At 62.0% G+C, this 18,462-nt stretch carries 12 protein-coding genes; 11 read left to right on the top strand and 1 reads right to left on the bottom strand.

Going from position 1 to position 18,462, the window contains the following annotated elements:
• From nuoG to I6L49_RS03265, 11 genes are all read left to right on the top strand, one after another.
• Positions 1-2,757, top strand: coding sequence for an NADH-quinone oxidoreductase subunit NuoG (gene nuoG / locus I6L49_RS03315; protein WP_216950597.1), 2,757 nt, complete (start codon positions 1-3; stop codon positions 2,755-2,757).
• A complete protein-coding gene (nuoH, locus tag I6L49_RS03310; RefSeq protein ID WP_005337244.1) occupies positions 2,754-3,722 on the top strand; it encodes an NADH-quinone oxidoreductase subunit NuoH in 969 nt (322 codons plus the stop codon). The genes nuoG and nuoH overlap by 4 nt, the downstream gene beginning before the upstream one ends.
• 10 nt (positions 3,723-3,732) lie before the next feature.
• On the top strand, positions 3,733-4,275 hold the full coding sequence (gene nuoI / locus I6L49_RS03305) for an NADH-quinone oxidoreductase subunit NuoI (protein WP_005337245.1): 543 nt from the start codon (positions 3,733-3,735) through the stop codon (positions 4,273-4,275).
• A gap of 10 nt (positions 4,276-4,285) precedes the next feature.
• Positions 4,286-4,837, top strand: a complete 552-nt coding sequence (nuoJ, locus tag I6L49_RS03300) for an NADH-quinone oxidoreductase subunit J (RefSeq protein WP_005337246.1) — start codon at positions 4,286-4,288, stop codon at positions 4,835-4,837.
• Positions 4,834-5,142 (top strand): NADH-quinone oxidoreductase subunit NuoK, encoded by a 309-nt coding sequence (gene nuoK / locus I6L49_RS03295; RefSeq protein ID WP_005337247.1) that lies wholly within the window; start codon positions 4,834-4,836, stop codon positions 5,140-5,142. Before nuoJ ends, nuoK begins: the two co-directional genes overlap by 4 nt.
• A complete protein-coding gene (gene nuoL, locus I6L49_RS03290; RefSeq protein ID WP_042056113.1) occupies positions 5,139-6,986 on the top strand; it encodes an NADH-quinone oxidoreductase subunit L in 1,848 nt (615 codons plus the stop codon). Before nuoK ends, nuoL begins: the two co-directional genes overlap by 4 nt.
• 99 nt (positions 6,987-7,085) lie before the next feature.
• A complete protein-coding gene (nuoM, locus tag I6L49_RS03285) occupies positions 7,086-8,630 on the top strand; it encodes an NADH-quinone oxidoreductase subunit M (RefSeq protein WP_005337249.1) in 1,545 nt (514 codons plus the stop codon).
• Positions 8,627-10,090, top strand: coding sequence for an NADH-quinone oxidoreductase subunit NuoN (nuoN, locus tag I6L49_RS03280; RefSeq protein WP_042056116.1), 1,464 nt, complete (start codon positions 8,627-8,629; stop codon positions 10,088-10,090). The genes nuoM and nuoN overlap by 4 nt, the downstream gene beginning before the upstream one ends.
• 232 nt (positions 10,091-10,322) lie before the next feature.
• Positions 10,323-11,456 carry an FIST signal transduction protein gene (locus I6L49_RS03275; RefSeq protein WP_216950596.1) on the top strand — a complete coding sequence of 378 codons (1,134 nt, stop codon included), beginning with the start codon at positions 10,323-10,325 and terminating at the stop codon, positions 11,454-11,456.
• Positions 11,453-12,910, top strand: a complete 1,458-nt coding sequence (locus I6L49_RS03270) for an HD-GYP domain-containing protein (protein ID WP_216950595.1) — start codon at positions 11,453-11,455, stop codon at positions 12,908-12,910. Before I6L49_RS03275 ends, I6L49_RS03270 begins: the two co-directional genes overlap by 4 nt.
• A 1-nt stretch (position 12,911) precedes the next feature.
• A complete protein-coding gene (locus I6L49_RS03265) occupies positions 12,912-14,456 on the top strand; it encodes an HD domain-containing phosphohydrolase (RefSeq protein ID WP_216950594.1) in 1,545 nt (514 codons plus the stop codon).
• A gap of 64 nt (positions 14,457-14,520) precedes the next feature.
• On the opposite strand, the gene purL is transcribed toward I6L49_RS03265, so the two are convergent.
• Positions 14,521-18,444, bottom strand: coding sequence for a phosphoribosylformylglycinamidine synthase (gene purL, locus I6L49_RS03260; RefSeq protein ID WP_216950593.1), 3,924 nt, complete (start codon positions 18,442-18,444; stop codon positions 14,521-14,523).
• Between the last annotated feature and the right edge of the window lie 18 nt (positions 18,445-18,462).

Genomic DNA, 18,462 nt, shown 5'->3' with positions numbered 1-18,462 from the left:
ATGGCAACCATTTATGTAGACGGCAAAGAGTACGAGGTAGACGGAGCAGATAACCTGCTGCAAGCCTGTCTGTCGCTGGGTCTGGACGTCCCCTATTTCTGCTGGCATCCGGCGCTGGGTAGCGTGGGAGCCTGCCGCCAGTGTGCGGTCAAACAGTATCAGAATGCCGATGACAAGCGCGGCCGTCTGGTCATGTCCTGCATGACCCCTGCCACCGATGGCAGCTACATCGCCATCGAGGATGAAGAGGCTAAAGAATTTCGCAAGAGCGTGGTGGAGTGGCTGATGACCAACCACCCCCACGACTGCCCGGTGTGTGAAGAGGGCGGCGCCTGCCACCTGCAGGACATGACGGTGATGACCGGCCACAACAGCCGTCGCTACCGTTTCACCAAACGCACCCACCAGAATCAGGAGCTGGGCCCCTTCATCGGTCACGAGATGAACCGCTGCATCGCCTGCTACCGCTGCGTCCGTTACTACAAGGATTATGCCGGTGGCGAGGATCTCGGGGTCTATGGTGCCCACGACAACGTCTATTTCGGGCGGGTCGAGGATGGCACCCTGGAGAGTGAATTTTCCGGCAACCTGGTGGAGGTCTGCCCCACCGGCGTCTTCACCGACAAGACCCACTCCGAACGTTACAACCGCAAGTGGGACATGCAATTTGCCCCCAGCATCTGCCAGCAATGCTCCGTGGGCTGCAACATCAGTCCGGGCGAGCGTTATGGCGAGCTGCGCCGCATCGAAAACCGCTTCCATGGCAGCGTCAACCACTACTTCCTTTGTGACCGTGGCCGCTTTGGCTATGGCTACGTCAATCTGGCGGACCGCCCGCGCCAACCGCTGCTCAAAGATGGCAACGACCAGCTGACCATCACAGTCGATGGCGCCCTCAACCGAGCCGCCGATGCCCTGCGCACGGCCCGTGGCCTCATCGGCATCGGCTCGCCCCGCGCCTCGCTGGAGAGCAACTTTGCCCTGCGCGAGCTGGTGGGTGAAGCCAACTTCTACGCAGGCGTCGAGCAGGCCGAGTGGGCCTGTCAGCTGAAGATGCTGCAGATCCTGCAACAGGGCGGCGTGCCGACTCCGAGCCTGCGGGACATGGAAGAGGCTGATGCCATTCTGCTGCTCGGCGAAGATGTCACCATGAGCGCAGCCCGTATCGCGTTGGCGCTGCGCCAAGCCGTCAAGGGCAAGGCTCGCGAGCTGGCCCGCAAGATGAAGGTGGATCTGTGGCAAGTCGCCGCCGTTCAGACCCTGGGTCAGAACGAGCGCTACCCCCTGCTCATCACCAGTCTCGACACCACCCGTCTGGACGATGTGGCGGCCGACAAGCTGCACGCCCCCTATGCCGATCAGGCGCGCCTTGGCTTTGCCATCGCCAACCTGCTCGACCCGAGTGCACCGGCCGTGGCCGACCTCTGCCCCGAGCAGCAAGCACAAGCGACTCGCTGGGCCGAGCTGCTCGGCAACGCCAGGAAGCCGCTCATCATTGCTGGCTCCACTGCCCGCGATGTGGCGCTGCTTGAGGCGGCCAGCAACATTGCCCGTGCCCTGAAAGGCCGAGGCCTGGAAGCCAGCATCGCGCTGGTTGGCCAGGAGGCCAACTCGCTGGGTCTGGCCATGCTGGGCGCTCAAACCTTGTCAGACAAGTCGCTCGAAGCCGCCCTTGCGCGTATCGAGTCCGAAGAGGGGTTGGCACTGGTCACCCTGGAGAACGATCTCTACCGCCGCGCGCCGCGCAACCGGGTGGATGCTGCGCTGGCACGGCTGCAGCACCTGCTGGTCATCGACCATCAGGCGACCCCGACCGCCAACAAGGCAGATCTGGTGCTGCCAGCGGCCAGTTTTGCCGAAGCCGATGGCACGCTGGTGAACATGGAAGGGCGCGCCCAGCGCTTCTTCCAGGTCTATGCACCCGCCTTTTACAACGCCGATATTCAGGTGCGTGAAGGGTGGCGCTGGCTGGCGGCGCTGCAAGGGGCGATCGAACGCAAGCCGCTGCGCTGGCAGAACTTCGACCAGGTCAACCATGACTGTGCCACCAGCAATCCGCTGCTGACTACCATGCTGGAAGCGGCGCCCAACGCAGGCTTGCGGATCCGTGGCATGCGACTGGCCCGTGAGCCACATCGTTACAGCGGTCGCACCTCCATGCTGGCGGATCAGAACGTCAGCGAGCCGCGGGTAGCGCAAGATCCCGACTCCCCCTTCAACTTCTCCATGGAAGGGTATGCAGGAGCCCGTCAGCCGCTGCCGCAAGTACCGTTCGCCTGGGCGCCGGGCTGGAACTCTCCCTCCGCCTGGAACAAGTTCCAGGATGAAGTGGGTGGCAAACTGCGTGCTGGCGATCCGGGTCGCCGTCTGCTGGAAGCAACAGACCCGAAGGCAGAAGGCAAGGAGCTGCTCGGCTGGTTCACCACCATCCCCGCCCCCTTCAAGGCCGCAGAGGCGCTGCAAGTGGTCAATTATGCCCAGCTGTTTGGCGGCGAGGAGCTCTCCGCTCGCAGCCCGGTCATTCAGGCCCGCATGAACGAACCCGAGCTGGTGCTCAATCCCCTTGATGCGCAGCGTCTGGCCCTCCACGGGGGCAGTCAGGTCTCCTTCTCCTGGGGCGGTAGCCACTGGCAACTGCGTCTGCGGCTTAGCGAGCAGCTGAGCGCCGGTCTGGTGGGGCTCCCCCTTGGGGTGAACGGCCTGCCGACGGCCCTGCAACAAGCCCCAATCACTAACCTGCAGGAGGTGATCGCATGAGCGAGTCGCTGATCGATCTGTTGCTGGAGGTGGGCAAGGCACTGATCGTGCTGGTGGGGATCGTGGGGGCTGGCGCCTTCATGAGCTTCATCGAGCGCCGTCTGCTGGCCCTGTGGCAGGATCGCTACGGCCCCAACCGGGTGGGGCCGTTTGGTCTGCTCCAGCTGGCCGCCGACATGATCAAGATGTTCTTCAAGGAGGACTGGATCCCGCCGTTCGCTGATCGGCGGATCTTTATCCTGGCCCCAATCATCGCCTTCACTGCCTTTATTCTGGCGTTTGCGGTGGTGCCCATCACCCCCACCTGGGGCGTGGCGGATCTCAATGTGGGGCTGCTCTACATCCTGGCCATCGCGGGGCTGGCGGTCTATGCGGTGCTGTTCGCCGGCTGGTCGAGCAACAACAAATACTCATTGCTCGGCAGCTTGCGCGCCTCGGCCCAGACCCTCTCCTACGAGGTGTTTCTGGGCTTGTCGCTGATGGGGATTGTGATCCAGACCGGCAGTTTCAACCTGCGGGATATCGTCGAGGCACAGGCAGACTTGTGGAACGTGGTGCCCCAGATCCTGGGCTTTGTCACCTTCCTGTTTGCCGGTGTCGCCGTCACCCACCGTCACCCGTTTGACCAGCCGGAGGCCGAGCAGGAGCTCGCCGATGGCTATCACATCGAGTATGCGGGGATGAAGTGGGGTCTCTTCTTCGTGGGCGAATATATCGGCATCGTGCTGATCTCCTCGCTCATCGTGACCCTCTTCTTCGGTGGCTGGCACGGCCCTTGGCTGCCCCCCTTCATCTGGTTTGCCCTGAAGACCGCCTGTTTCATGGTGTTCTTCATCCTGCTGCGGGCCTCCCTGCCTCGCCCGCGCTTTGACCAGGTGATGTCGTTTGGCTGGAAAGTCTGCTTGCCGCTGACCCTGATCAATATGCTGGTCACCGCGGCAGTTGTACTGATAAGTACGCAGTGAGGCACTCAATATGAAAATTGTTAGCATTATTCAGGGTGTCGGCACCCAGTTACGCAGTCTGGCCATGGTCTTCTCCCATGCCTGGCGGCCCCGTGAAACCCTCAACTATCCGGAGCAGGCAGTCTATGCGGCCCCCCGCTACCGCGGTCGCATCGTGCTGACCCGCGACCCCGACGGGGACGAGCGCTGCGTGGCCTGCAACCTCTGCGCAGTTGCCTGCCCGGTCGGCTGCATCTCGCTGCAAAAATCCGAGCGGGAAGATGGTCGCTGGTATCCGGAGTTCTTTCGCATCAACTTCTCTCGCTGCATCTTCTGCGGCCTGTGTGAAGAGGCTTGCCCCACCACCGCCATCCAGCTGACACCGGATTTCGAGATGGGTGAGTATCGCCGCCAGGATCTGGTGTACGAGAAGGAGGATCTGCTGATCAGCGGGCCCGGCAAATACCCGGACTACAACTTCTATCGCATGAGCGGGATGGCCATCGACGGCAAGCCGAAAGGGGATGCCGAAAACGAAGCCAAGCCCATCGATGTCAAGAGCCTGCTGCCCTGAGGAGTCAATCATGGAACTGGCATTTTATGCCTCGGCCCTGGTGGCCATTTACAGCACGCTGCGGGTGATCAGCACCAGCAATCCCATGCATGCGCTGCTCAATCTCATCATCTCCCTCATCGCCGTGGCCATGATCTTCTTCTGCCTGGGTGCCGCCTTTGCGGGGGCCCTGCAGGTGATCGTCTACGCCGGCGCCATCATGGTGCTGTTCGTGTTCGTGGTGATGATGCTGAACTTGGGGAGTGCCCAGGCACAGGAGAAAAAGTGGCTCACCCCCATGACCTGGGGGGGGCCTGCCCTGCTCTCGCTGATCCTGCTGGGCTTTCTGGCCCACGGCATTCTCGGGGTGACCGGGGGCCTGATCGGGGTGACCGAGGTGACCGCCAAGCAGGTGGGTGTCGAGCTCTTTGGCCCCTATGTGCTGGCGGTGGAGCTTGCCTCCATCCTGCTGCTGGCGGGTCTGGTAACCGCCTATCACCTGGGGCGGGAAGAGAAGAGCGGTGAAGTGCTCTCCGTCCCGCGCTCTGCTTCCCGCTCTGCACAAGAAGGAGGTCAGCAATGAATGGAATCCCTATGGAGCACGGCCTCCTGCTGGCCGCGGTGCTCTTCTGCATCGGCTTGTGCGGTCTGCTGATCCGCCGCAACCTGCTCTACATCCTGATGAGTATCGAGATCATGATGAATGCCTCGGCACTGGCGTTTGTGGTGGCGGGTAGCCGCTGGGCCCAGGCCGATGGCCAGATCATGTATATCCTGGTGATTTCTCTGGCGGCAGCGGAGGCCAGTATCGGCCTTGCCCTGTTACTGCTGCTCTATCGTCGTTACCACACCCTGAACGTGGACACTGTGAGCGAGATGCGCGGATGAGCCTCTTATATCTGACTTTTCTATTTCCGCTGCTGGGATGGCTGGTGCTGGCCTTCTCCCTCGGCCGGTTTGGCGAGCGTACCTCTGCAATGATCGGGGTGGGCTCCATTGGCCTGTCGGCCCTCACTACCCTGTGGGTGGGCATCGACTTTCTGGGCAACCCGCCCGAGGGGGGCGTCTATGTCCAGCGCCTGTGGCAATGGATGGCGGTGGGCAACTTTACCCCGAGCTTCTCGCTGGCACTGGATGGCCTGTCGCTGACCATGCTGGGGGTGGTGACCGGGGTGGGTTTCTTTATCCACCTGTTCGCCTCCTGGTATATGCGCGGTGAAGAGGGCTACTCCCGCTTCTTTACCTACACCAACCTCTTTATCGCCAGCATGCTGTTTCTGGTGCTGGCTGATGACCTGCTGTTTGTCTACCTCGGCTGGGAAGGGGTAGGGCTGTGCAGCTATCTGCTGATCGGCTTCTACTACAAGGATCGCAAGAACGGCGCAGCGGCCCTCAAGGCATTTGTCGTGACCCGGGTGGGTGATGTCTTCCTCGCCATCGGCCTATTTATCCTCTATCGGGAGCTGGGCACCCTCAATATCCACGAGCTGCTGGTGCGCGCACCGACCCTGTTTGCCGAGGGCTCCCCTGCCCTGTCGCTGGCCTGCCTGATGCTCTTGGGCGGCGCGGTCGGCAAATCGGCACAGCTGCCGCTGCAAACCTGGCTGGCGGATGCGATGGCAGGCCCGACGCCCGTCTCCGCGCTGATCCACGCCGCCACCATGGTGACCGCCGGTGTCTACCTGATTGCCCGTACCCACGGCCTGTTCCTGCTGGCGCCAGAGATCCTCCATCTGGTCGGGCTGGTTGGCGCCATCACGCTAGTGCTGGCAGGCTTTGCCGCGCTGGTTCAGACCGATATCAAGCGGATCCTCGCCTACTCCACCATGAGCCAGATTGGCTACATGTTTCTGGCACTGGGTGTCGGCGCATGGGAAGGAGCCATCTTCCACCTGATGACCCACGCCTTCTTCAAGGCGCTGCTGTTCCTCTCCGCCGGTGCCGTTATCGTTGCCTGCCACCATGAGCAGAACATCTTCAAGATGGGTGGCCTGCGCAAGAGTCTGCCACTGGTCTATGCCTGTTTCCTGGTGGGGGGCTCGGCGCTGGCGGCGTTGCCGCTGGTCACTTCCGGTTTCTACAGTAAAGACGCCATCCTGTGGCAAGTAGAAGCCTCGGGCCAAAGCGCGCTGCTGTGGGCAGGTCTGGTAGGGGCATTCCTCACCTCGCTCTACACCTTCCGGCTGATCTTTATCGCCTTCCATGGCCAAGAGCAGACCAAAGCCCATGCGGGCCACGGCCTGGCTCACCATCTGCCGCTGCTGGTATTGCTGGTACTTTCTACCGGCATAGGCGCGCTGATCACCCCGCCACTGGCAGGTGTACTACCCGCAGGCCCGGGGGACCATATCGAAGAGGGGCGCCATGCACTGGAAATCACCTCTGGCATCATCGCCATCGCAGGCATTGCGCTGGCCGCGTTTCTGTTCCTTGGTAAGCGCCGTCTGGCCACCTCCATTGCCAACAGCGCACCGGGCCGCCTGCTCAGCACCCTCTGGTTCAACGCCTGGGGCTTTGACTGGCTCTATGACCAGCTGTGGGTCAAGCCCTATCTGCTGGCGACCCGGCTGCTGGCCCGAGACCCGCTGGACTGGATGATGGGCCTGCCCGCCTGGTTCGCCCTGCGTGGCAACCAGCTGCTGGCCTGGACCGTGACCGGCAAGTTGCGCTGGTATGCCGCTTCCATGGGGATCGGTGCCGCACTGGTGCTGGCACTGCTGCTACTGGGGTAAACGCGATGAACAACACGAAAATCGTACAGCCGGGCTGTTTGCCGACCTTGATGGAACAGGGCGTGCAATCTCATATGAACTTGAACGAGAGCTGATACCGTGACCTTACTCTGGATCTTGTTAATTCCTTTTATCGGCGGCTTGCTCTGCTGGCAGATGGAGCGTCTCGGCGGGCAGTTTGTCCGCTGGGTAGCCCTGCTCTCCATGAGCGCCAGCCTGCTGCTCTCCTGTGCCATCTGGCTAAGTGGTGATTTCTCCCTTGCCACCACGGGCCTAGACAGCGCGGGCGTCTCCGGTGCTGCCTCCGCCTGGGCCGCCGAGTGGCGCCTGCCGTGGATCCCCCGCTTCGGCATCTCTTTGCATCTGGCGGTGGATGGCCTGTCGCTCCTGATGGTGATCCTCACCTGCTTTATCGGGGTACTGGCCATTCTCTGTTCGTGGAAAGAGATCGTGCAGCGCATCGGCTTCTTCCACCTCAACCTGCTCTGGATCCTGGGCGGCGTGCTCGGGGTCTTTATGGCGCTGGACCTGTTCCTCTTCTTCTTCTTCTGGGAGATGATGCTGGTTCCCATGTACTTCCTGATTGCGCTCTGGGGCCATTCGGTCACTGACGGCAAATCACGGATCAACGCCGCAACCAAGTTCTTCATCTACACCCAGGTGAGCGGCCTTATCATGCTGGTGGCCATCATCGGGCTGGTGCTGACCCACCAGCATGCCACCGGAGTCTTCACCTTCAACTATCTGGAGCTACTCAATACCCCGATGAGCAAGGGCGTTCAATGGCTGCTGATGCTGGGCTTCTTTATCGCCTTCGCGGTCAAGATGCCGCTGGTGCCGCTGCACGGCTGGCTGCCGGATGCCCACAGTCAGGCGCCGACTGCAGGCTCGGTGGATCTCGCTGGTATTTTGCTCAAAACCGCGGCCTATGGCCTGCTGCGCTTTGCCCTGCCGCTCTTCCCCGAAGCCTCCGCCGAGTTTGCTCCCTACGCCATGGTGCTTGGCCTGATCGGGATCGTCTACGGTGCCATCGTGGCCTTTGCCCAGACCGACATCAAACGGCTGGTAGCCTACACCAGCATCTCCCACATGGGCTTTGTGATGATCGCCATCTACTCGGGTAGCGAGCTGGCCCTGCAGGGCGCCGTGGTGCAGATGATCGCCCACGGACTCTCCGCAGCCGGCCTCTTTATCCTCTGCGGTCAGCTCTACGAGCGGTTGCACACCCGAGATCTGCGCCAGATGGGCGGCCTGTGGGGACGCCTGCGCTATCTGCCCGGCGTGATGCTCTTCTTCTCGGTGGCGTCGCTCGGCATGCCGGGCACCGGCAACTTTGTCGGCGAGTTCCTGATCCTGGTCGGCAGCTTCCAGGTTGCCCCTGTTATCACGGCAGTCGCCACCTTCGGTCTGGTACTGGCCTCGGTCTACTCCCTCATCATGTTGCAGCGCGCCTGCTTTGGCCCCGCCAAGGATGAGAGCATGCTCAAGGGACTGGATCGCCGCGAGCTGACCATGATGATGGTGATCGCGGGACTGCTGGTTCTGCTTGGCCTCTATCCCCAACCCGTGATTGATACCGCCAGCAGCAGCCTTATCAACGTGCTGCACTGGTATCTGCTGCCGACTGCTGGAGCCCTGCAATGACTTTCTCCGCTTCCCAACTGCTGGCACTGCTTCCCCTGCTGTTGACCACCGGGGCCATGGCGGCCCTGATGCTGGCCATCGCGTGGCGCCGCTGTGTCACCACCGCCTTTACCGTGACCATTGTTGGCCTCAATCTGGCACTGTTCTCGCTGCCCATCGTGATGGCTCAGGGGGATCAGGGGGTCACCCCGCTGCTGCAAGTGGACAGTTACGCCGTCTTCTATATGGGACTGGTGCTCATCGGCGCCCTGGCCACCTGCACCTTCGGTCAATCGTGGCTGAAAGCCTACCCGGACAACCGGGAAGAGTTCTTCCTGCTGCTGCTGATCGCCACCGCTGGTGGTCTGGTGCTGGCCTGCTCCCGTCACCTCGCCTCTCTCTTTATCGGGATCGAGATGCTGACCCTGCCGATGTTCGGTCTGGTGGGTTACGCCTACCGCGAGCGCCACTCGCTGGAAGCAGCGGTGAAATACATGGTGCTCTCTGCCGCCGCCACCGCCTTCCTGCTGTTTGGCATGGCGCTGCTCTATGCACAGGCTGGCAGCCTGAGCTTTGCTGCCCTGGGGCAGACCCTGGCCGAGAGCCCGGCTCACCATCCGCTGCTGATGGGCGGTTTGGGGTTAATGCTGGTCGGCTTTGCCTTTAAACTCTCCCTGGCCCCCTTCCACCTCTGGACCCCGGATGTCTACGAAGGTGCCCCGGCACCGGTCGCCACCTTCCTCGCCACCGTCAGCAAGGTGGCGGTTTTTGCCGTGCTGTTGCGCTTCTATCTGGCGGTACCGGCGGCGAGCGATCCCATGATCCACTGGCTGCTGGCAGCCATGGCGGTCATATCCATCATGGTCGGCAACCTGCTGGCCCTGGTGCAGACCAACGTCAAACGGATGCTGGGTTACTCCTCCATCTCCCACTTCGGTTACCTGCTGGCGGTGATCGTGGCGAGCCGATTCGGCCAGATGCCGGTGGAAGCGGCCGGGGTCTACCTGCTGATGTATCTCTTCACCAGCCTCGGCGCCTTTGGCGTCGTCAGCATGATGTCGAGCCCCTATCGCGGCAAGGATGCAGACTCCCTGCACAGCTATCGTGGTCTGTTCTGGAAGCGCCCCTATCTGACTGCCGTACTGACGGTGATGATGTTGTCACTCGCGGGCATCCCGATGACCCTCGGCTTTATCGGCAAGTTCTACCTCATCGGCGTCACCGTCGAGGCGCAGCTTTGGTGGCTCTCCGGTGCCATCGTGCTCGGCAGCGCACTGGGTCTCTACTACTACCTCAAGGTGATGGTAACCCTCTATCTGCGCGAACCGGGTATGCAGCAGCGCGATGCCAGCGCCGACTGGGCTCTCTCCTCCGGTGGTGTGGTAGTGCTGCTCTCTGCCGTTCTGGTGGTGTTGCTGGGGCTCTATCCCCAGCCGGTCATCAGCCTGGTACAAGGGTTCCAGCACGTGGTATTGCAGTAACCTTTACCGTCGCTACCCCTCATTACCCGCAAAACCGGCAGCCTTGGCTGCCGGTTTTCTATTTGCGGACCGACAGCATCGCGCACTCCGCGAGCCAGCAAATGACAGATAAGTCAGCTAGGGTGATGCCCATCATGGTTTTTGCCATACAACCAGAACCGGGCGAGATCCTCATACCCTCTTGAATTCCTTATTGATATATTGGTTATATTCTGGAATGGAGTTCAGATTGATGCAGCAACACTACGTTTGCCAATTTAACCCGACAGAACTGGCCGCCACGCTGGCACCCTTGCAAGGAGGCAAGCTGACCATACTGCTGGCCGAACAGGATTGCGCGCAGGCTCCCCTGTTGCAGCAGTTGTGCCGCGACTTCAACATCGCCCTGGATGGCGCCATTTTCCCCCAGCTGATCGGTGCGCAAGGATTGTTGCCGCAAGGGGCATGGCTACTGCCCAGAGCCAACCCCTATCACGCCATACTGCTGCCCTTGACACCGCAGGCCAGCGCAGTATCCCTTGCCCAACTGATTGCGGAACAGGTGGAGAGCATGCTGGCCACCTGGCCAACCCCTTCGCCACCAACCCTGTTTCTGACCTTCGACAGCCTCATTCCCAATATCGCCTCCATTCTGGATGCGCTTTATCTGCAACTGGCCAATCGCGTCAACTATGCCGGCGCCAACGCAGGCAGCGGCAGCTTCACCCCCCTTGCCTGCCTGTTCGACAATCAACGGCAACTTGCCTACGGGGTCACCTGCACGCTGCTGCCCAGCAACAGCTTTCCCTTTCTGGAACATGGTTACCAACTCTCGGCCCAACCGATGCTAGCCACCAGCAGTGAAGCGAACAAGATTGCCTACATCGATTGGCAACCGGCCTTTCAAAAATATCAGGGGCTGATCCGCCAGCAATTCCAGCACACTATTGTGCGCGAGGAGCTCTACCATTTCGTGGTGCACATGCCACTGGGCCTGCTGCGGGCCAACGGGGATGTGATTGTCAGGATCCCCGTCGAGGCAAACGATGACGGCGCCCTGCTCTGCGCCGGCGAGGTCGCGGAGCACAGCATCCTCACCCTGCTGAAGGCGCCAGAGAGTGCCACCGAACATGCCTGCTCACTGGCCAGGCGCCTTAACCAGCAACAAACCCTCACCCAAGCACACTTGCTGGAGGTCTACTACTGCGCGGGACGCCAGCTGCACTTCGACCAGCAGACAGTGACCGAGCTGCACACCCTGCTGACCCACTCGGGGGCCGGCGATCTGGCAGGAGCCCTCTCCCTTGGCGAAATTGGCAGTGTGCGCCACGGGGATTACCCCCAATTTCATAACGGCGCCATTCTCTGTAACGGGGCATTGATATGAACAACGACCACGCCATGGCCATCGTCTGCGATCTGGCGCTCTGCATCGGGCGTGAAGTCACGCTGGATGCGCTGCTCACCAAGGTACTGCAACGTTTTATGCATCACTGCGCCACGCCGGTTGGCGCGGTATTGCAGCAACAACGGGAGGGATGCAAGCTGCTCAAGGTGATCGGCGACGAGCAACTGCGCCAGCACACCGGCACCACCCTGCCACTGCCTGGGTGGGTCAGCGAGGAGGAGCACTGCCTGCTGCAACAGACGCTCCCCCTGCCGGGCAGCCGCCCCTACCAGTTTGCCTATCGGCTCAAGGTTGAAGGGGGTTATCTCATCTTGCTGCTCGCCCCCCAGCCACATCAGCAGATCGTACCGGTCTGCCATCTGTTCAGCCCGGTGCTCGGCAACCTGGCCCGCGCCATTTCCCTCTGCAAGGACAGCGAGCTGCTCGCCCTGCGTCAGCAGGCCGAACTGAAGGATCTGAAACACTTCAACGAATCCCTGCTCAAGGCTATCCCGATCCCGGTGTTCTACAAAGATCTCGAAGGGCGATTTCTGGGCTGCAACCAGGCCTTCAATCAGGTGATCGGCATCGGCAAGGAGGCACTGCTGGGTCGACGGGTCGAGGAGCTGCTGCCAGTCGGGCTTGCCGAGGCCTACAGCATGCGGGAAGCCGAGTTGCTGCGAAGTCGCCAGCCCCAGTGCATCGAACAGCAGTTGCATGACCGCAATGGCATGCGCTATCAGGTCATCTGTTTCAAGGATCTCTTCTATGACCATCAGGGGATGGTTGCCGGCATCATCGGCACCCTGGTCGACATCACCCGCCTCAAGGAGAGCGAGCGCCACCAGCGTGAGCTGCTGTTCCAGACCATCAGTGCCCTCGCCAGCGCCATCAGCCACAAGGATCGCAACAGTGCGGGCCATGAGCTGAGGGTGCGCGATTTGGCACTGGCCATCGGGCAGGCCATGCAGCTGCGGCAAGAACGGCTGGATGCGCTGGGACTGGCGGCCATGGTGCACAATATTGGCCTGCTGCAGATCCCTACCGAGATCATCACTCGCCCCCGTGAATTGCGGCCGGTGGAGTTCGAACTGATCAAGCAGCACCCCCAGGCCGGCCACGATATTCTCAAACAGATCGACTTCCCCTGGCCCATAGCCACCATAGTGCTGCAGCACCACGAAAACCTCGATGGCAGCGGTTATCCGCAGGGGCTGGCGGGCAACGCCATTACCCTGGAGGCGCGCATTATCCGGGTGGCCGATTCGCTGATCGCCATGACCTCCCATCGCCCGTTCCGCCGAGCCATGCCTCTGAGTGACGCCATTGCCGAACTGACCCGCTATGCCGGGATCCATTACGATGAAAAAGTGGTCAACAGCTGTATCGTGCTCTGGCAGACCGGCTACCACTTCGGCCCTCCCATCAGTCAACTTGCAGACAAGGCGGGATAAGATGTCCGAACTCCTCACCTCCTGTGCACTCCCCCACCCACTGACCGATGCGCTCCCCTCCTCGGCGCTGTTGCTGACCCAGGTGATGGATCAGCTTCCCTATCGGGTGCTGCTCAAAGACACCCGATTCAGCTACATCGCGGGCAACCGCCTGCTGGCGGCGGATCTCGCCCTCTCACCAGAGGCACTGGTGGGCAAGAATGACTGCGACTTCTTTCCCCCCGAACTGGTACAACGCTATCGGGAGGATGACGCCCGAGTCATGCGCGAGGGGATACACCAGCACATCGAAGAGCCCTATCTGAAGGGGGGAGAAGCCCGCTGGCTCAGCACCACCAAGTTTCCCCTGCGTGATGAGGCGGGGAGTATCGTGGGGGTCGGCGTCTTCTTCGAAGACATTACCGAGCAGAAGTGGCAGCAGGAGAAACTGCAACAGTACAGCTGGACCCAGCAGGCGATCAGCCGCGCCCACCACGCCCTGCTCAAACCGGGCGATGAGCCGCAACTGCTGCAGGATATCTGCGATGCCATCGCCGTCGATGACCGTTTTCCGCTGGTGGCAGTGCTGCAAGGCCAGCCCGAACTCGCCCAACCGCCGAGGATCGTGGCGCAGGCAGGCAGTGCCGATGCCTCGGAACAAACGCTTTGGTTGAACGATGAGGCCCTCACCCAGGCCATCCTCCACCAGCGGCGTCTCAATCAGGTGATCTTCCACGAGCGGCCCCATACCAGCCACCACCCGTTGCGCTCCCGCCTGCTGATCCCCTTGCCACTGCAGGAGGATCTGGCCGGTGCGCTGATCATTCACAGCGACCAGCCACGGTTGTTCAGCCAGGAGGAGGAGCAGCTCTTCATCCAGCTGACCGACTACCTCACCTATGGCCTGCAGGCGCGCCATACCCAGCAGGCTTATCTGCGCTCGCAACAGGAGAAGATCTTCCATGCCCGCCAGCTGGAGCTGGCACTGGAAGATGCGCTGGGTGCCATCGCCGCCGTGCTGGAGCAGCGCGATCCCTATACCGCTGGCCATCAGAAACATGTGGCCAAGCTGGCCCAAGCCATCGGCCGGGAGCTCAGGCTGGAAGAGAAGCGGCTGCGGGGGATCTATCTGGGCGCCATGGTGCACGATATCGGCAAGATCCAGGTACCGGCCGAAATTCTCACCAAACCGGAGCGCCTCACGCCGCTGGAGTTCGAGCTGGTCAAGGAACACCCCGCTATCGGCTATCTGGTGCTCAAGGATATCGACTTCCCCTGGCCCATCGCCCGGATGATCCACCAGCACCACGAGTATCTCGATGGCTCCGGCTATCCGCAGGGGCTCAAGGGAGATGAAATCCTGCTGGAGGCCCGCATCCTCACCGTCGCCGATATCGTCGAATCCATGTCCTCGGATCGCCCCTATCGCGCCGCCCTCGGCATTCCCCAGGCCCGTGAGCAGATCATCCAGATGCGCGGCCATCAGCTCGATGCTGATGTGGTGGATGCCTGTCTGCGGATCCTCGACCGGGGAGACTTTATCCCCCAACCGCTCGGCAAGCCGTAACGACACGGATAAAAAAACCGGCCAATTGGCCGGTTTCTGTTTTTATGCGCTGGTGCTGTCTCTATTAACCCAGACGAACCCGGGCGTTGCGGAACATCCGCATCCAGGCGCCGTCCTCGCCCCAGTTGTCGGGGTGCCAGGAGTTGGCCACGGTGCGGAACACCCGCTCCGGGTGCGGCATCATGATGGTGGCGCGACCGTCGGTGGTAGTGACGGCGGTGATACCATCCGGCGAGCCGTTGGGGTTGGCCGGGTACTGCTCGGTCACGCTGCCGCGGTTGTCGACAAAGCGCAGCCCTACCAGACCGCTCTGCTGCAGTGCGCTCAGGTGAGCGGCATCGCGCACCTCGACACGCCCTTCCCCGTGGGAAACGGCGATGGGCATCACGGAGCCTGCCATGCCGGCGAAGAAGGCCGACGGGGACTCCTGCACCTCAACCAGACTGAAGCGGGCTTCGAAGCGCTCGGAGCGGTTGCGTACAAAGCGCGGCCAGAGATTGGCACCCGGGATAAGGTCTCGCAGGTTGGACATCATCTGGCAACCGTTGCAGACACCCAGAGAGAGGGTATCGCCACGCTCGAAGAAGCGCTGGAACTGCTCGCGGGCGTTGTCGTTGAACAGGATGGACTTGGCCCAGCCTTCCCCCGCCCCCAGCACGTCACCGTAGGAGAAGCCGCCACAGGCCACCAGGGTCTGGAACTCCTCCAGCTTGATGCGACCGGAGAGAATGTCGCTCATATGGACATCGACCGCCGCGAAACCGGCACGATCGAACGCCGCCGCCATCTCCACATGGGAGTTGACCCCCTGCTCGCGCAGCACCGCCAGACGGGGTGAGACCCCACGGGCGATATAGGGAGCAGCCACATCCTCGGACGGGTTGTAAGTCAGCTTGGCATGCAGACCCGGATCGGTGGCGTCCTGACGGGCCGCGTGCTCACTGTCGGCGCACGCCGGGTTGTCGCGCAGGCGCTGCATCTGCCAGCTGGTCTCGCCCCAGATGGTGCGAAGGGCGGTACGGCTGGCACGATAGACCTCCTGACCGCCCCGCTGCAAGGTGATGAGATCCCCTTCGCGCACGGTACCGAGCACATGGGAGCAGGCTGCCAGACCGTGGCCGGCCAGCAGGGTCATCACCGCCTCTTTATCTTCACGACGCACCTGAATGACGGCGCCCAGCTCTTCGTTGAACAACGCAGGTAACAGCTCGCCACCGATGCGATCGAGCTGGATGTCGAGACCGCAGTGACCAGCAAACGCCATCTCCACCAGAGTGACAAACAGGCCGCCGTCGGAGCGGTCGTGATAGGCGATCAGCTTGCGATCGGCCACCAGCGCCTGAATGGCGTTGAAGAAGCCTTTGAGCTGGACCGGGTTGTCGAGATCCGGCGCCTTGTCACCCAGCTGGCGATAGACCTGCGCCAGCGCCGAGGCGCCGAGGCGCTGCTTACCGTTACCAAGGTCAATCAGGATAAGGTCGGACTCACCGAGATCGGTACGCAGTTGTGGGGTGACGGTGTTGCGCACATCCTCGACCCGGGCAAAGGCGGAGATGAGCAGGGAGAGCGGCGAGGTGACGCTGTGCTCCTTGCCATCCTGCTGCCAGCGGGTCTTCATGGACATGGAGTCCTTGCCCACCGGAATGGTGATACCAAGGGCTGGGCAGAGCACCTCGCCCACCGCTTTGACCGCCTCATAGAGACCGGCATCTTCCCCCGGGTGACCGGCAGCGGCCATCCAGTTGGCGGAGAGCTTGACCCGCTTCAGCGACCCGATGTGGGCCGGCGCCAGGTTGGTAAGCGCTTCCGCCACCGCCATGCGAGCGGAGGCGGCGTGGGAGAGCAGCGCCACCGGGGTACGCTCGCCCATCGACATGGCTTCGCCGTGATAGCTGTCATAGGTGGCAGCGGTGACGGCGCAATCGGCCACCGGGATCTGCCAGGGGCCAACCATCTGATCGCGATTGACCAAGCCAGTCACGCTGCGATCGCCGATGGTGATAAGGAAGGACTTCTCCGCCACGGTCGGCAGACGCAGAACCCGCTCGGCCGCGTCACTCAAAGTGATGCCATCGAGCTGGAGCGCTTTGCCTTGTGCAGGCAGAGTCACCACGTCGCGGTGCATCTTGGGCGCCTTGCCCAGCAGCACGTCCAGCGGCAGATCGATGGGCTGATTGTCAAAGTGGCTGTCAGAGAGGGTCAGATGCTTCTCTTCGGTCGCGGTACCGATGACGGCATAGGGGGCGCGCTCACGCTCGCACAGCGCCTTGAACAGCGGCAACTTGTCCTGCGCTACCGCCAGCACGTAACGCTCCTGGGATTCGTTGCACCAGATCTCCAGCGGGCTCATGCCCGGCTCGTCGCTCTGGATGGCGCGCAAATCGAAACGACCACCGCGCTCACCGTCGTTGACCAGCTCCGGCATGGCGTTGGAGAGACCACCCGCCCCCACATCGTGGATAAAGACGATAGGGTTGTCGTCACCCAGCTGCCAGCAGCGATCGATCACCTCCTGGCAACGGCGCTCCATCTCGGGGTTGTCACGCTGCACCGAGGCAAAGTCGAGATCTTCGGCTGACTGGCCGGAAGCCATGGAGGATGCGGCACCACCGCCCAGACCGATGTTCATCGCCGGGCCGCCCAGCACGATCAACGCCGCGCCGACCGGGATCTCCCCTTTCTGGACATGTTCGGTGCGGATGTTGCCGATGCCGCCAGCCAGCATGATGGGTTTGTGGTAGCCACGCACCTCGACGCCGTTGTGGCTCGGCACCTCCTCTTCGAAGGTACGGAAGTAGCCGAGAATGGCCGGACGACCGAACTCGTTGTTAAACGCGGCGCCGCCGAGCGGCCCCTCCTGCATGATGTCGAAGGCACTGACGATACGGCTCGGCTTGCCGAAATCCTGCTCCCAGGGCTGCTCGAAGCCGGGAATGCGCAGGTTGGAGACGGAGAAACCGACCAGACCCGCCTTGGGCTTGGCACCGCGCCCGGTGGCTCCCTCGTCGCGGATTTCGCCGCCGGAGCCGGTTGCTGCCCCCGGGAACGGGGAGATCGCGGTCGGGTGGTTGTGGGTCTCCACCTTCATCAGGATGTCGACCTGTTCCTGGTGATACTGGTATTCGCCGTTGGCCGGGCTCGGGAAGAAGCGGCCACCCTGGCTCCCTTCCATCACGGCGGCGTTGTCTTTATAGGCAGAGAGGACATGATCCGGCGTCTGCTCGAAGGTGTTCTTGATCATCTTGAACAGCGACTTGGGCTGCTGTTCGCCATCGATGGTCCAGTCGGCATTGAAGATCTTGTGACGGCAGTGTTCGGAGTTCGCCTGGGCGAACATGTAGAGCTCGATGTCGTTGGGGTTGCGACCCAACTTGGTGAAGTTCTCCACCAGATAGTCGATTTCGTCGTCGGCCAGCGCCAGACCGAGCGCCACGTTGGCTTCGGCCAGGGCTGCGCGACCACCGCCCAGCACATCCACCTGGGTGAAGGGGCGCGGCTCGTGGTGAGCAAACAGGGCGGCAGCTTCGCTCATCTCGGCAAACACCACTTCCATCATCCGATCATGGAGCACGGCGGCAATGGCGCTGCGCTGGGCGGCACTCAACTCACCCTGCCCCTTGATGGTCAGGTAATAGGCAATACCACGCTCCAGCCGCTTGACCTGTTTCAGGCCGCAATTGTGGGCGATGTCGGTTGCTTTGGAAGACCAGGGGGAGATAGTGCCGGGGCGGGGGGTAACAAGAAACAGCTGACCGCTGGGGGTGTGTTCGGGGATGGTCGGGCCGTAGCGCAAGAGCTGGCCCAAGGTCGCTCGCTCGGGGGGAGAGAGGGGGCTTGTCAGCTCGGCAAAGTGCACGTATTCGGCATAGACATCCTCTATCTCTACTCCGCTCTCTACTCCACTCTCGTTTCTCATCTGTGCGAAGCGTTGCAGCAGTTTTTGGACACGAAAATCAGACAGTGCTGGGGCACCACGCAAGATATCCATATGACCTTTCTCACCAAG

This window comes from Aeromonas sp. FDAARGOS 1419 (assembly GCF_019047045.1).
Classification (GTDB): domain Bacteria; phylum Pseudomonadota; class Gammaproteobacteria; order Enterobacterales; family Aeromonadaceae; genus Aeromonas; species Aeromonas veronii.
The sequence above is the reverse complement of the archived record's forward strand: the minus strand, read 5'-3'. Positions and strand labels throughout refer to the sequence as shown.

Bases quoted from the DNA above. Each gene is read 5' to 3' on its own strand.
- nuoG (WP_216950597.1), top strand. From the start codon at position 1: ATGGCAACCATTTATGTAGACGGCAAAGAGTACGAGGTAGACGGAGCA.
- nuoH (WP_005337244.1), top strand. From the start codon at position 2,754: ATGAGCGAGTCGCTGATCGATCTGTTGCTGGAGGTGGGCAAGGCACTG.
- nuoI (WP_005337245.1), top strand. From the start codon at position 3,733: ATGAAAATTGTTAGCATTATTCAGGGTGTCGGCACCCAGTTACGCAGT.
- nuoJ (WP_005337246.1), top strand. From the start codon at position 4,286: ATGGAACTGGCATTTTATGCCTCGGCCCTGGTGGCCATTTACAGCACG.
- nuoK (WP_005337247.1), top strand. From the start codon at position 4,834: ATGAATGGAATCCCTATGGAGCACGGCCTCCTGCTGGCCGCGGTGCTC.
- nuoL (WP_042056113.1), top strand. From the start codon at position 5,139: ATGAGCCTCTTATATCTGACTTTTCTATTTCCGCTGCTGGGATGGCTG.
- nuoN (WP_042056116.1), top strand. From the start codon at position 8,627: ATGACTTTCTCCGCTTCCCAACTGCTGGCACTGCTTCCCCTGCTGTTG.
- I6L49_RS03275 (WP_216950596.1), top strand. From the start codon at position 10,323: ATGCAGCAACACTACGTTTGCCAATTTAACCCGACAGAACTGGCCGCC.
- I6L49_RS03270 (WP_216950595.1), top strand. From the start codon at position 11,453: ATGAACAACGACCACGCCATGGCCATCGTCTGCGATCTGGCGCTCTGC.
- I6L49_RS03265 (WP_216950594.1), top strand. From the start codon at position 12,912: ATGTCCGAACTCCTCACCTCCTGTGCACTCCCCCACCCACTGACCGAT.
- purL (WP_216950593.1), bottom strand. From the start codon at position 18,444: ATGGATATCTTGCGTGGTGCCCCAGCACTGTCTGATTTTCGTGTCCAA.